Here is a 13,125-nt window from a genome sequence, read left to right as displayed (position 1 = left end):
GTATGTCGGCCAAGGAGTACCAAGCATCTATCGCTGCGCCAAAACGCGGCAACAAGTATGGTGCCAAGCGGACGTTGCTGGATGGAATCCTCTTCGACAGCAAAGCCGAAGCTTCCTTCTACGCTGTCCTCAAGCAGCGCGAGAAGGCGGGCGAGGTGACCGACATCGAGCGCCAGCGCGAGTATGACCTGATGGTCAACGGCGTTCTGGTCGCGCGATACCGCGCCGATTTCGTGTTCTTCGATCGCCGCAACAGATCGCGCCGCGTCGTCGACATCAAGGGTGTGACCACCCGCGATTTCACCATGAAGCGGAAGCTCATGAAAGCTTGCTTCGGCATCGAGGTCGAGGTGATCCGATGAGCAACGACTGGTTTCGCTCATGGCATGGCGCCCCGACCGATCCGAAGTGGCTCGGCATTGCCAGGCGCGCCGGTGTTGCCCCTGGTATCGCCGTAGCCGTCGCATGGGCCCTTATGGACCGCGCTTCGCAGGCGGCGGATCGCGGCTCAGTCAAAGGCTACGACGCTGAGGGGTTGGCCTATTTCTATGGCTGCGAGCCTGAGCAGGTCGAGGCCATCGTCGCCGCCATGGCCGATAAAGGCATGATCTGTGACGGCAGATTTTCCAGTTGGGAGAAACGCCAGCCGAAGCGAGAGGACGGCGCCGCCGAACGCGCGAGGGAATGGCGCGAACGCAAGCGAACGCAAACGAACGCAGGCGAACAGGATCGAACGCTAGATAAAGATACAGATACAGATCCTTCGGAAGACGCGAGCGCGCCCGATTCTAAAATCGATTTCGAAAATTTTTGGGATGCATACCCCAACAAGACCGGCAGGCCGTCGGCGGAGAAGGCCTTTTCCCAAGCCATCAAGCGCGCCAGCATCGCCGAAATTATGGCGGGAGTTCGAACCTACGCCGCCAAAACCGATGATCGCCAGTGGTGCTCGCCGGTCAAATGGCTCTCCGACGACCGCTGGAACGACAAGCCTGCGAAGCCCCCCGACAAGCCGTCTTTGAAGCCTACTGGCCTGGGCCATCTGCAGCCCGGCCAGACCCGGGAAGAGTACCTGGCAGCCGAGTTGCGTAGATCCGAAAGGAGTTTCCAATGAACCAGCACGTAAGCCCTGAGCAGTTGCGCCAGATCCAGCATTACCGCGAGGTCCGTGCTCGGCTCTTCAACACCGGGAAGAAGCCTGCGCTGTTGAGCCAGCCCGTCGCCGAGGAAGTCGCCCCGGCGTCGACACAGATCCTCTTCGTCCGGGATTGCGATGCCCATGTCATCGCCTGGCGCCATTGGCTGCAGTTCAAGGAACTGATCACAGGCACATCGATATCCGGCACGTTCGCGGTTGCCGTCGACGCAACTCAGAACGCCGCAGCCGTCGCAGTGAAGGGCAACGCCGACGAGCTCGAACTCCGACGCCCCATGAAGGATATCTGCCTCGACGTGCTGCAGGACTTCCCCGGCGTCACCTTGGAGGAGGTGCGCGGGCGTCATCGCCAAAGGAACATCGTCGCCGCCCGCCAAGCGTGCATGTACGCCATATACCTCGAGCGCAAGGACATCTCATTCCCGCGCCTGGGTCATTTCTTCGACGGTCGCGACCACACCACGGCGCTGTATTCGGTCAGCAAGGCAGCTGCCGCAAAGGGCGACCAGGAAGCAGTCGAATGGTGCGGGCATCGTTCGAAACTCATCAACGACGCTCACAGGCGCAAGGCCGCGCTGCGCAAAATCGAAATGGAGAATGCCCAATGAGCTGGTATGCAATCAAGACCCGTCCCGGAACCCAGCGCCTGGCAACGCCGCGCATCGGCGAGCCTGAGGACCGCAAGGGCGAATTCATCATCGAGCGAAACCTCCGTGACGCCGACATCGAAATCTTCATGCCGTCGTTCCGGAAGGACATCAAACACCACCGGACCAAGGAACTGATCGAGCGGCGGTTCGCCATGATCGTCGGCTATTCGTTCGTCTACCTCCCGTCGCGGGACTTCTACCGGCTCTCCCGCGTGGACGGCGTCACCGCGATCCTCGGCGTCGACGGCTGCCCGGCGCGCATCTCCGATTTCGAGGTGGCGAGCATCCGTCAGGCCGAAGAGATGGCCGGGGTCTCACTGCAGCGCGAGCGCGACGCCAGAAAGAAGCGCAGCCGCAAGGAGCTGCAGCAGGAATTCCCGAAGGACAAACCCATCCGGATCGCGCCGGAACACCGCATGGTGGGGGGCATGTTGGCGACCGTCCTCGACGTTACCGGCCGCAACACCGTCAAAGCTGTGGTTCAGTATCTCGGCGGCCTCGTTCACGTCGATCTTCCGCTTGAACTAATCGATAAAGTCGCTTAGATTCTGCAAATCAATTGGTGAAATGCAGGCTGTTCTGATCGCGGACCTCGATTAGAGGGAACACTCGCCGGGCCTTAGGGAGGACGTCACCGCCTCCCGTCATAGTCGCATATTGCCGAAATTCCGAATACCTGAGGGGGAAGCCGCTGCGCCCCGCACTATTTGGAGCCTTGGCCACCTGAGGGTGATGCCGCCGAGGCCCAGCGGCCAGCCGGGAGGGTAGCCCGGCGCCTTTAATCGTCTGATAATTCCTCGGCCGTCGCAGTTATCTCGGAAGTGCCGAACGTCCCGTCAATATACTTGAAGACAAGTATGCTCATGATCGAGGCGACGATTGCGATGACAATTACTTTCATGTGGCGCTTCCGGTTCGTTGCGGTCTACCGCAACACCCCGGGAGCCCCGTTGTTCCGTCTCGGTCCAAGCCGCTAGTTGCTCGGTATCAGCAAGTCTGGTGGCACAGTCTCGACACTTGGTTTGAGCATCAGGATGCTCAACACCAAGGCAACGAGGATGCAGATGAGTACGAGAAAGACGACGCCGGCTTTGTCCATGTCCCACTTCAGCCCTTGAATGTGGGCATAACGAGGCAGAGCGTGGGACCACCCAATGACCGCTGTCTATGCGTAGGGTGGTCGCCTTCAGTACCGCAAGAGTAAGGTTCCAACCAGCGGGCGCTTTCTAATGACCAGCAGCGTCTCGTAGTCGCGGCCTTGAAAGATGCCGATCTCGTGGCAATAACCGCACCAGTATTTGGTCCCGCCATTAGCGAACGAGCAATCAAAGCAGTCGACCTCCAATTCGCCCGTCGATCTTTTGAACTTGAATTTCAGATCTCGGGTCGAGATGCCAGGGAATTCGCAAGCCATGCCGGAGATGCAACTAGCCTCGCCAGCAACCGGATCCGCGCCTTCGAAGATCAGCGCGTACTTCAACGAGTAGGGGCGCTTGTCAGCAGAATGACCAATGCCCGCGGCTACCAATAAGGTGGCGACAGCAAATATCGCGAGGCGCACAAGTCGAATCATCCGTCTCCCCTTACGCGCGAGACGCTAACACAATTCAAGTCGGAGTAGAGCAGCCCGGTAGCTCGCCAGCCTCATAAGCTGGAGGCCGGAGGTTCGAATCCTCCCTCCGCAACCAGTTACAGCGCCAGAGAGCCCCGCGCCGGTTTGTCACCCGGTTAGCGGGGTTTTCGCTGTCCATCCGCGCCCGGCGGTACCGGGCTCAAAAAAAAGGAGAAGACCGATGACGGTACGCGCAAAGTTCAAGTGCTGGAGCATCCAGCATTCCTATTCTCATAGCTCCGACTATTCGGCGGCTCAGGTCACCCTCGTTCCCGTCTATGACAAGGATGGCCCGAACGCCTCCTGGTCGAAGGCGACGCCGAGCGGAAAGATCGAGATGCTGATCACGAACCCCGGCGCTGTCGAGCAGTTCGAACTCGGCAAGGACTATTTCGTCGACTTCACGCCGGCCGAATAGTTCCAGCATGCCTGAACAGGGAGCCGGACCTCAGGCCCGGTTCCCCGATGTCTCAACTTGTGCCCTCAGGAGAGGGTAGAGGTTGGAACGCTGCAGCTATTGCAGCAGCCGCATCCGTTGGGAATGCAACGAAACCTGCTTCTCGGTCAGCTTATGGATCTGGGTAAAGTCGTCATCAGATAGCTGGTCGACAGGCTTTTCCATAATTTTTTTGATGTCGGCCTCAAGCGAGGCATACTCCTCGCCCAGGCGCAGGAATTCGGGTGCATTCTCTTCCGTAAGTTTGTGAACCTTCATCTAGCCCTCTCACCGGCGTTTTTGCGATCGATCGCAACCTCACCCATGAGGTGTGCAGAGGCAAGTGGTGATTTGATGCGACCGCAACCGCCGTCAGAGATTTTCGAGGACTTCAGCGGATGCGCCTTTGTGGCCGCTCCTGAGCTCGAAGCAGGGGCGCGCGACACCTTCATCGATCCGAACAGCGACATGTTCAACCCGGATCTCGCACACCTGCTTCCGGCGTCGATTGGCATGTTGTGGACCACGGTGAGCAACGCGAAGAAGGGCCGCACCGTCATCGGTCAAACCGAGATGGGACAGCCTGCCGGCATGATGGATACGTGGGCTCGGGCAAGGGCAGAGCTATACGGGCTTGCCGGTCTGTTGGCAGCGCGCTGAATAGTGCGCGCTGCCCTCGACCTGTAATGCCCTGCTAAAACAAATCAATTTTGATTGTGGGTATCGGAGGAAGTTCGATCTTCGGCGGTTCAATCTTAATCTCGGGCAGGTCGACTTTCGGTAGCTCTATCTTAGGTACGTCAACCTGAATTGGGGGGAATTGTGGCAAATCCGGGAAGTCTAGTTGAATATTGGGGAGATCAAAGGGGATCACTACTTGTGGAAATCCCCCGCCGTTGAAAATATTGACGCCAGTACTGAATGACAAAAACTCTACGATCTTCCTGAGTTCTGAGTTTTGCCCACCCAGAATTTTGTTAAATTCGCTATTCGGCCCCCCAGCGATTCCATATTTTTGGATGTCTCCCAGGCTGATACCTGTTAATGCTCTGACCGATTTTGCGACCTCTCCGCTTTCGTTCTCCGCCGCTTTAAAGTTGGCGTCGACCGCGCTCGCGACATTTCCGATCGTAGCACGCAGCAGTTGATCAACCACTGTCGGCTTGCAGGAATCGTCCAGCTCGCCCTTCTTTTGCTGAATTTCCTCTTCGACCTTACTTCGTTGCTCAAGGAGGCGTGGACGAATGCTGGCTGCATAATCGGCTTTGAACAAAAGTCGGATGTACTCTCGCTCTTGCTCAAGCGGAACCGCTTGAGGGTAAATTGATTCCTTGAAGAACTTGAGCGGCTCGAACTGTGGGTCGTTCTTTTTCGCCATCTCAATTAGTGGCTTAGAGGTTTCGCTTTGAAGCCACGACTTTGCCAAACTATCAATTAGTGCATCACGGTAGAGAGGCGCGATCTCTGCGGGGGGGTATGTCAGCGCATCCCACTTGTAGATCAAAGCGTCGGCGCCGGCGCGAGCCGCCTCAACGCCGTCGGAGAACTGGCCTTCGGCCTTTTTACACGGATCGGCAAAATCAAATAAACCTTGAGCGTTTGCGTTAGTAGATAATATAACAAAAGCAGCAACAATCACTGTTTTTCGCATTTTATCCTCCAATAAATACAGGTCAAAATTTTATATTTATACCCTTGAAGAATTTAACAATATCGTTGTTTTCACCTGGTCCGTTAATTATATCGGACTTCGCAGTCTCAAATGCCTTTACCAAGTCGTTATTTGGGCCAAGTCCTCCTCTCTTAAGATCCCCCAGCACGGTATTGACGGCCTTTACTAATTCTCCGTTCGGACCGAAGCCCTCTTTGCCTTTGTTTAATTCGTCGATCACGGTTTTGACTCCGACAATGACGAGGGCAGTTAAAGGATCCAGAGGAGCGCAAGCCCCAGACGTGCCGCATACCTGAGCCGTCATTTCGCTTTGGGCGAAGGATTGGCGCGGCTCGCACACGAAAGCGGCAATTGTTGCAATGGCAATGGGTGCTAATTCAAAGGGTCTGTAGAAACGATCCATGACGGCCTCCTTGATTAGGATAAGGTAAATTACATCTTGGTAACTACACCGTCTAGTAGAAATTGAAGATCGCTTCATCGCGCGCGCAAGTCGCGATCACGGCAATGCGTTTGAGGGTGGTGTCCACCACACCTTGCGGAGAATTGATTAGCGCCGCTGCTCGTGTTGCAATTCGCTCAGCCTCGTTCTTACGTTGAATTTAATCAAAGGAAATCAAATGGCTCGAGGCGGTAAACGTGACGGCGCTGGCCGCCCTGCCGGTGCCATCACCAAGCGTACCAGAGAGGTTGCTGAGCGAGCATTGGCGACGGGCATGAGCCCGCTCGATGTCATGCTCGACAACATGAGGCACTTCCAGCAGGTAGCGATCGATGCAGAGGCTACGCTTGAAGGGCTGACCGCTGACCAGTTCTCGGAGCAGGTCGCCCCCGATGCCTCGCCGGAAGATCAGTTCAAGTTCCTACTCGCTCAAGTGAAGAAGACAGCGGGGTTTAGGCAAATGGCCCAGGATGCAGCTCGCGATGCTGCGTCCTATGTCCATCCGAAGCTCGCTTCGCTTGACTACAAGAGCAGCGATGGGAGCATGAGCCCGAAGCCGGCATCCTTCGATCTTGCCACAATGACGGACGAAGAGCTTGAAGCGTATCGAACTCTCTCTGCCGCCGCTGACAGAAATCGAAAGGGAGATTGAGCGGAGGGCCTGCAAGAGGTCGCTCGCCGAGTTCGCCAGACGGGCGTGGCATATCCTTGAGCCAGCAACACCGTTGAAATGGGGCTGGGCGCTCGACGCGATCTGCGCACACCTGGAAGCCGTCAGCCGGGGGGAAATTAAACTCCTCCTTATGAACGTACCGCCTGGCACGATGAAGTCGCTCTTGACCGGCGTCATTTGGCCGGCGTGGGAGTGGGGACCGCTCGGGCAGCCTGAAAAGCGCTTCCTCTCGACGGCGCACAAGCAGGATCTGGCGATCCGCGATAACCTGAAATGCCGCCGGCTCATCCAGTCGGAGTGGTATCAAGATCGTTGGCCAATCGCCCTGACCACCGACCAGAACGCGAAGACGAAATTCGAGAACGATCGGACGGGCTTTCGCGAGGCGATGGCTTTCCAGAGCATGACCGGCTCTCGCGGCGATCGAGTGATCCTCGACGACCCGCTCTCTGCCGATGATGCGAATAGTGATGCCGAATTGCTCGCCGCGGAGCGGACATTTCTTGAAGCGCTTCCAACGCGCGTAAACAACGACGAATCCGCAATCGTCGTCATCATGCAGCGGCTACACGAGCGGGACACGTCCGGGCTGATCCTCTCGAAGGGGCTACCGTACATCCATCTCATGCTTCCGATGCGGTTTGAGCCTGATCGGCGATGCGTCACGCCATACTTCGCGGATCCGCGAACGAAGGCCGGGGAACTGCTCTTTCCGGAGCGCTTCCCGAAGGAGCAGGTTGATCTGCTCGAGCGCACGCTTGGAAGCTATGCCTCCGCCGGCCAGTTGCAACAGCGCCCGGTCCCGCGTGGCGGCGGCCTGTTCAAGCGTTCGTGGTTCGGCATGGTGAAGGCGCTTCCGACCGGATGCCGTTTCGTCCGCGGTTGGGACTTGGCGGCGACGGAAGACGAGGAAGCGGCAGCGACAGCGGGCTGCTTGATGGCGCTGGCGCCGGATGGCCGATTCATCATCGCCAACATGGTGCGCGAACAAGTCGGGCCGATGGCGGTCGAGAAGCTCCTGCGAAACACGGCCGATCAAGATAGGGCAGAGCACGGCCAGGTGCGCGGATCGATCCCGCAAGACCCGGGACAAGCGGGCAAAGCACAAGCGCAGCATATACTGCGTCACGTCCTTGTGGGGCATGACTACCACGCCAGCCCGGAGACGGGTGACAAGGAAACCCGTGCTCTTCCGCTCGCAGCGCAAGCCGAGGCCGGCAATGTCTTCCTGATTCAGGGAGCATGGAATGAGGCGTTTTTGACTGAGGCAGAGAGCTTCCCGACCGGGAAATGGAAAGACCAGATCGACGCGGCCTCTCGCGCGTTCACCGAACTGACGACGAAACGTCAGCCAAGCAGCACGACAACGGCGGTCCAGGGGCTTTTCTGATGCAAGATGTGAAGACGACGCACCCGGACATCACCCCGGATCGGATCGCCGATTGGTGCCTGATGCGGAATACGATGCAGGGCCAGCGCGCGGTCAAGCGCGAGGGCGTTCGCTATCTGCCGATGCCTTCCGGCTTCAAGTCTATGCCAGATGGCGGGGAGGAGGCCTATAACAGGGCCTACAAGTTGCGCGCGATCGTGCCGGAATTGCTGGCGCCGTCTGTCGCGGCCATGATCGGCATCATCCACGCCAAGGAAACGCAGATCACCGTCCCGGACGGCCTGTCGTCGATCTGGGAGAATGCGGACGGCGAGGGCATGAGCCTTGAGGCTTTCCACCGCCGGATCACACGATATTTGCTCTGGCTCGGCCGTTATGGCGTGCTGACGACTGCACCGGCTGACGGCGGCGAGCCTTTCCTTGCCGGATATGCCGGAGACAGCATCATCAATTGGGACCGCGATTTCTTCGTCATGGACGAGAGCGGCAAGAAGCGCTCCGGCTTTGAATGGAAGGACAACCCCAAATTCCGCGTCCTTGAACTGGTCGATGGGCTCTACGTGTCGACCGTCTACGAAGGTGAAAGCCTGGACACGATCAGCGTCAGCGAGCCCGCCGCCCTCGGCGGTCAGCGTCTCGATTTCGTGCCGTTCTATGTCGGCAATGCCCGTGATGTGGTCCCGGCGATCGAGACGCCGCCGCTGATCGGCATCGCGAATGCCATCATTAACGCCTACCAGCTTTCCGCTGACTGGCGCTGGCAGCTTTTCATGTCCGGGCAGGAGACCCTTGTCGCGATCAACGGCGAAGCGCCGAAGACGGTCGGCGCCGGCGTCGTTCACCAGATGATGGGCAACGATACCGTCACCCCAGACCTGAAATACGTGTCGCCGACCTGCTCGGGCATCGAGGCGCATGAAGCAGCCATCGAGAAGCAGGTCGAAGCAGCCGTGATGGCTGGCGCTCGCATGTTCGAGCAGGAGAAGTCCACACAGGAGAGCGGCGAGGCGAGGCGTCTCCGGTTCGCCAGCGAAACCGCCAACCTCCAGAGCATATCGCAGGTCTCGGCCGCTTTGCTCGAGCGCGGTTTGAAGGCAGCCGCGCGCATGAAGGGGCTCGATGACAGCGACATCGTCGTCACGCCGCCCAAGGATCTGCTCGACAGCACCATGTCGGCGGCCGACTTCGCGCAATTGTTCACCGTCTACACCCAGGGCGGCATGTCCTGGGAGACCTTCTACGAACGCGGCCAGGCTGGCGGGATCTTCTCGCCCGAGCGTGACGCGGACGAGGAATTCGCCCTCATCGATCCCGAGGGCGCAGAAGACGAGCGGCGGGCAGCCCTCGTCTAAATCAGGCCGGAACCCGGCAGCAACCAACACCCAAAGGAGATAAGGCCAATGGCCCTGAAACTCGTTCTGGACTCGCTCGACAACGTCGACGAGGCCCTGAAGGCGCTTTATGTCGAGCATTCGGACGGCAAGTTCCATCTCGACACCGACGCCGACAGCGTCCGCGGTCACCGCGACGTTCTTCCCCTCGCCAATGCCTACGAGCGCACGAAAACCGACCTCGCCACCGTCAAGGGCGAGCTTTCGGATGCGAAGAAGAAGGCAGCGCCCGACGACTTCGACGCGGAAACGTGGAAGAAGCTGAAGGACGGCAAGACCGACGACGCCGCGCACCAGCGCCAGCTAGTCGAACTGCGCAAGACCCTTGAGGGCGAGCGCGACGACTGGAAGGGCAAGTACGAAGGCGAAGTCACGAAGGGCAAGAAGGCGAAGATTAACGCCGAACTGACCGACGCGCTTTCATCCTCGGGCATCACCAATCCGTCGTTCGTCAAGGCGGCCCGCGCGCTCCTGGAGCCGCGTGTCGCCATGGACACCGACGACGCCTCGATGGACATCGGTCTCGGCCCCATGGGCATCGCCGAAGCGGTCAAGCGCTGGGCGGCCGGCGACGAGGGTAAATCCTTCGTGGCGCCAGCCAAAGGCGACAATGCCAAGGGCAATGACAGCGGCCATCAGCAGCAGAAGACGAAGGGCGATTTCGGCGGCGACACCAAGGCTCGTACCGCGGCAATCGCGGCGAAGTTCCCGGAGCTTGAGGCCTAACTTCTCCTGACACATCCGCGCCATTCCGGCGCAAACCCGTGATCTCAACGAGGTGACGGGCATCTGGGCAATGCCCGCATCCACCTCCAAACCAAAATCACGGAAACAGAAAGGATCAGGCCATGTCTCTCGCGCAGATGCAGGTCTTCAATAAGTATTTCATGCCCGCCACCATCGAGACGCTCGCGCAGATGGTGGAAAAGTTCAACGCGGCTTCCGGCGGCGCTATCCGCCTGACCACGGAAGGTTTCGAGGGCGACTTCCTTCAGGAATCGTTCTACGCCGCCATCCACTCGGCGCAGCGCCGCGTTGACCGATATGCTGCACAGGCCAGCGCTTCGGCCACCGACCTGACGCAGCTCAAGCATTCGTCGGTCAAGGTAGCCGGCGGTTTCGGCCCGGTTCGTTACGAGCCGTCGCAGATGACCTGGCTCGACAAGCCGACCGCCGAGGGCATCGAGGTTGCATCCCGCAATTTCGCCGAGGCGCTGCTTCGCGACCAGCTCAACACCGCTGTTTCGGCGCTTGTAGCCGCGATCAGCAACCAGGCCGGCGCCACCAATGATGTATCGGCCACCCTCGGTGTCAGCTACGTCACCATGAACGACGGTCACGCGAAGTTCGGCGACCATTCCGGCAATCTCATCACGCAGGTGATGAACGGCACGGCCTATCACAAGCTCATCGGTCTCAACCTCGGCAACGCCCAGCAGCTTTTCCAGGCTGCCAACGTTCGCGTCGTCGACATCCTCGGCAAGATGGTCGTCGTCACCGACGCACCCGCCCTCTACGAGGCGGGCACGCCGAACAAGCTCAAGGTGCTCTCGCTGGTCGCCAACGCCGCCACCGTCTCGGACAGCCGCGACATCATCTCGAATATCGAGACGAAGAACGGCCAGACCCGCATCGAGACCACGCTGCAGGTGGACTATTCGTTCGGCCTCGGTCTCAAGGGCTACACCTGGGACGAAGGCAACGGCGGCAAGTCGCCGACCGACGCGGAACTCGCCACCGGCTCGAACTGGGACAAGGTCGCGACCGACATCAAGCACACCGCTGGTGTCATCACCATCGGCGACGCGACCAAGTAACCGAAACGGGGCGGGCTCTGGCGCGCCTCGTCTCCATTCTCCGTTGAGGAACAGAGACATGACGAAACAACGTGAAGTCATTTATGAGCCGCATCCCGTCTCGATGGAGCGCAAGCGCGAACTGCTCGCCTCCGGCTTTAAGATCATTGACGCCCGGTTCGATCCGGATCGGCGAGAGACGGCAGTCGACGAGGGCGAAGGCAGGAAGGACCGCGGTTCCAAGCCGGCTGATGGCGACGACCTCAACACTGCTCGCACCCGATACCTCGAAGTATTCGGCAAGCGTCCGTTCAACGGCTGGGACCTCGAAACGGTGAATGCGAAGCTCGCCGAAGCTATTTCGGAAGAAAAGGCAGCCAATGGCCTGACGCGCCGCGAGATTGCCGCCGACCTGGAAGCTATGCAAGTCGAGTTCGATCCCCACGACGGCATTGAGGATCTTTCAGCGCTGCGCGAGTTGGCTCGCGAAGAGCGGGACAAGTGATGTTCTACGGCACCTTGGCGGGCGCGCTGGCCTATCATGAGGCACGTGGCAACGCGGCGTGGTCTGCTGGCACGGTGACCGACCCGCAGCGCGAGGCCGCGCTCCTCCGGGCGTCCGAAGCATTGGACGGCATCTATGGCCCACGCTTCCCCGGTAAGAAGGCGACCCGGGCACAGGTTCGTGCATGGCCGCGTGTTGGCGCCGTCGATCACTGCGCCAAAGAACCTGTCCCGGAAAACGAAACGCCGCCCGAGGTCGAGACGGCAGCTTATGCGCTGGCTCTCGCCGAGTTGCTGACTCCCGGCGCCTCCACGCCGACACTCACGCTCGGCAAGTCGGTCAAGCGCCAGAAGGTCGGGAACCTCGAGCGCGAGTTCTTCAGCCCGGAAGAGGGCGTGCCGATCACCATTGAAAGCCTGCGCCCGGTGCTGACGGCGGTTGAGGACGCGCTTCGCTGCCTCCTCACGCCAGACACCAGCAAGGGCGGCACATTCACGCTGGATCGTTTCTGATGTCGTTCTACAGCGAAATGCAGGAGATGGCCCGGGAGCTCATCACCGAGTTCGGCCAGGCCGGCGCCGTGAAGCGGGTAGCACCACCGGACCCGGTCTTAGGCGGCGACCCTGTCGTTACGTCATACCCGGCCACGCTCGTCCCGATGGCCTACGAGGCAAAGTATGTCAACGGCACGGTGATTTTGGCGGGAGACGTCCAAATCTACATCAGTGCCGTCGGTCTCTCGATCGAGCCGACCGTCGGCGACGTCGTCTCCGCCAACGGTACTGACTACGCCATCGTGGCGGGAGACCCGAACAAGTTCGACGGCGTGACCAACGTCGTGTTCATCGTCCAAGGAAGGGTGGTGTAAATTAGGACTCGCTTTTTCATGTGGTTGTGATTGAATTGATATGCAACTGCTTGTTAAGGAGGGGTCAATGACTGAGATTTGGGTATACAAGGCAGACGGCACCATTCAGTGCCAACCAGCCAAAGAGACGCTCGCGGAAATGCGAGAGCATTTGGTGAAGTTGATCGGGGCTCGGAACATCCTAGATGAAGCAAAGTGGCCGCCGAAAGGGCCGGTTCCCACTATGTGTGGGCGCCCCACTGGCAACTTGAACGCCTACAAAATAACGCCGGAAGGGCTTCATCTTCTGTTCTCCGGCGTGGCAGGGCCCTCAGGCTTTGAAGTGCACCCAGATACTAGGATCATGCTCGATCCCGACGACCCTATAACGCCATGGCCGCTTAAAGGAGACGGAGACGGGCCAATTTTCCCTTGGCCCACAAAAGACGGCGAGTGGTCCGGTGATCGTTTCGTCCCGTGGCCATGGGTCGCGTTAGCGACGGGCTCTGCCGATGCGGCGTCTAGAGCTTTCACAAACGTGGTGGCAGCACTGAC

At 59.3% G+C, this 13,125-nt stretch carries 18 protein-coding genes; 14 read left to right on the top strand and 4 right to left on the bottom strand.

Going from position 1 to position 13,125, the window contains the following annotated elements:
• The first annotated feature begins 2 nt into the window (after window positions 1-2).
• Genes JVX98_RS12945 through JVX98_RS12930 form a run of 4 tightly spaced genes read left to right on the top strand, consistent with a single transcriptional unit; the run spans window position 3 to window position 2,351 of the window.
• Window positions 3-362: a DUF1064 domain-containing protein gene (locus tag JVX98_RS12945; protein WP_246765016.1), complete on the top strand. Its 360-nt coding sequence runs from the start codon at window positions 3-5 to the stop codon at window positions 360-362.
• Window positions 359-1,114, top strand: a complete 756-nt coding sequence (locus tag JVX98_RS32330) for a hypothetical protein (RefSeq protein WP_246765015.1) — start codon at window positions 359-361, stop codon at window positions 1,112-1,114. The genes JVX98_RS12945 and JVX98_RS32330 overlap by 4 nt, the downstream gene beginning before the upstream one ends.
• Window positions 1,111-1,764: a helix-turn-helix domain-containing protein gene (locus JVX98_RS12935; RefSeq protein ID WP_205238843.1), complete on the top strand. Its 654-nt coding sequence runs from the start codon at window positions 1,111-1,113 to the stop codon at window positions 1,762-1,764. Before JVX98_RS32330 ends, JVX98_RS12935 begins: the two co-directional genes overlap by 4 nt.
• Window positions 1,761-2,351 (top strand): transcription termination/antitermination NusG family protein, encoded by a 591-nt coding sequence (locus JVX98_RS12930; protein ID WP_205238842.1) that lies wholly within the window; start codon window positions 1,761-1,763, stop codon window positions 2,349-2,351. Before JVX98_RS12935 ends, JVX98_RS12930 begins: the two co-directional genes overlap by 4 nt.
• 641 nt (window positions 2,352-2,992) lie before the next feature.
• On the opposite strand, the gene JVX98_RS12925 is transcribed toward JVX98_RS12930, so the two are convergent.
• Window positions 2,993-3,379, bottom strand: coding sequence for a hypothetical protein (locus JVX98_RS12925; RefSeq protein WP_205238841.1), 387 nt, complete (start codon window positions 3,377-3,379; stop codon window positions 2,993-2,995).
• A 220-nt stretch (window positions 3,380-3,599) separates the two neighbouring features.
• On the opposite strand from JVX98_RS12925, the gene JVX98_RS12920 reads away from it, so the two are divergent.
• A complete protein-coding gene (locus JVX98_RS12920) occupies window positions 3,600-3,836 on the top strand; it encodes a hypothetical protein (protein ID WP_205238840.1) in 237 nt (78 codons plus the stop codon).
• A 96-nt stretch (window positions 3,837-3,932) separates the two neighbouring features.
• Here the strand turns inward: JVX98_RS12920 and JVX98_RS12915 are convergent, their stop codons facing one another.
• Window positions 3,933-4,133, bottom strand: coding sequence for a hypothetical protein (locus JVX98_RS12915; protein ID WP_205238839.1), 201 nt, complete (start codon window positions 4,131-4,133; stop codon window positions 3,933-3,935).
• 75 nt (window positions 4,134-4,208) lie between these two features.
• Between JVX98_RS12915 and JVX98_RS12910 the strand changes: the two genes are divergently transcribed.
• Window positions 4,209-4,514: a hypothetical protein gene (locus JVX98_RS12910; RefSeq protein ID WP_205238838.1), complete on the top strand. Its 306-nt coding sequence runs from the start codon at window positions 4,209-4,211 to the stop codon at window positions 4,512-4,514.
• Window positions 4,515-4,548: 34 nt separating this feature from the next.
• On the opposite strand, the gene JVX98_RS12905 is transcribed toward JVX98_RS12910, so the two are convergent.
• Both JVX98_RS12905 and JVX98_RS12900 read right to left on the bottom strand, forming a co-directional pair.
• Window positions 4,549-5,505, bottom strand: a complete 957-nt coding sequence (locus JVX98_RS12905) for a hypothetical protein (protein ID WP_205238837.1) — start codon at window positions 5,503-5,505, stop codon at window positions 4,549-4,551.
• A gap of 22 nt (window positions 5,506-5,527) precedes the next feature.
• Window positions 5,528-5,929 (bottom strand): hypothetical protein, encoded by a 402-nt coding sequence (locus JVX98_RS12900; protein ID WP_205238836.1) that lies wholly within the window; start codon window positions 5,927-5,929, stop codon window positions 5,528-5,530.
• A gap of 313 nt (window positions 5,930-6,242) precedes the next feature.
• Between JVX98_RS12900 and JVX98_RS12895 the strand changes: the two genes are divergently transcribed.
• From JVX98_RS12895 to JVX98_RS12855, 8 genes are all read left to right on the top strand, one after another.
• Window positions 6,243-6,620, top strand: coding sequence for a hypothetical protein (locus JVX98_RS12895; protein ID WP_205238835.1), 378 nt, complete (start codon window positions 6,243-6,245; stop codon window positions 6,618-6,620).
• Window positions 6,565-8,031 (top strand): phage terminase large subunit, encoded by a 1,467-nt coding sequence (gene terL / locus JVX98_RS12890; RefSeq protein WP_205238834.1) that lies wholly within the window; start codon window positions 6,565-6,567, stop codon window positions 8,029-8,031. Before JVX98_RS12895 ends, terL begins: the two co-directional genes overlap by 56 nt.
• Complete coding sequence (locus tag JVX98_RS32325) at window positions 8,031-9,383, top strand: DUF4055 domain-containing protein (RefSeq protein WP_246765014.1); 1,353 nt, start codon at window positions 8,031-8,033, stop codon at window positions 9,381-9,383. The genes terL and JVX98_RS32325 overlap by 1 nt, the downstream gene beginning before the upstream one ends.
• Before the next feature lie 48 nt (window positions 9,384-9,431).
• Window positions 9,432-10,148 carry a hypothetical protein gene (locus tag JVX98_RS32320; RefSeq protein WP_246765013.1) on the top strand — a complete coding sequence of 239 codons (717 nt, stop codon included), beginning with the start codon at window positions 9,432-9,434 and terminating at the stop codon, window positions 10,146-10,148.
• A 122-nt stretch (window positions 10,149-10,270) separates the two neighbouring features.
• Window positions 10,271-11,239: a major capsid protein gene (locus JVX98_RS12870; RefSeq protein WP_060530069.1), complete on the top strand. Its 969-nt coding sequence runs from the start codon at window positions 10,271-10,273 to the stop codon at window positions 11,237-11,239.
• A gap of 58 nt (window positions 11,240-11,297) precedes the next feature.
• Window positions 11,298-11,723, top strand: a complete 426-nt coding sequence (locus JVX98_RS12865) for a hypothetical protein (protein ID WP_205238833.1) — start codon at window positions 11,298-11,300, stop codon at window positions 11,721-11,723.
• On the top strand, window positions 11,723-12,235 hold the full coding sequence (locus JVX98_RS12860; protein WP_205238832.1) for a DnaT-like ssDNA-binding protein: 513 nt from the start codon (window positions 11,723-11,725) through the stop codon (window positions 12,233-12,235). Before JVX98_RS12865 ends, JVX98_RS12860 begins: the two co-directional genes overlap by 1 nt.
• Window positions 12,235-12,591 carry a hypothetical protein gene (locus JVX98_RS12855; protein WP_205238831.1) on the top strand — a complete coding sequence of 119 codons (357 nt, stop codon included), beginning with the start codon at window positions 12,235-12,237 and terminating at the stop codon, window positions 12,589-12,591. The genes JVX98_RS12860 and JVX98_RS12855 overlap by 1 nt, the downstream gene beginning before the upstream one ends.
• Window positions 12,592-13,125: the final 534 nt, after the last annotated feature.

The sequence above is a fragment of the Ensifer sp. PDNC004 genome, assembly GCF_016919405.1.
Lineage (GTDB): Bacteria > Pseudomonadota > Alphaproteobacteria > Rhizobiales > Rhizobiaceae > Ensifer.
Note: the sequence above shows the minus strand (reverse complement) of the source record. Positions and strands in the feature narration are given on the sequence as shown.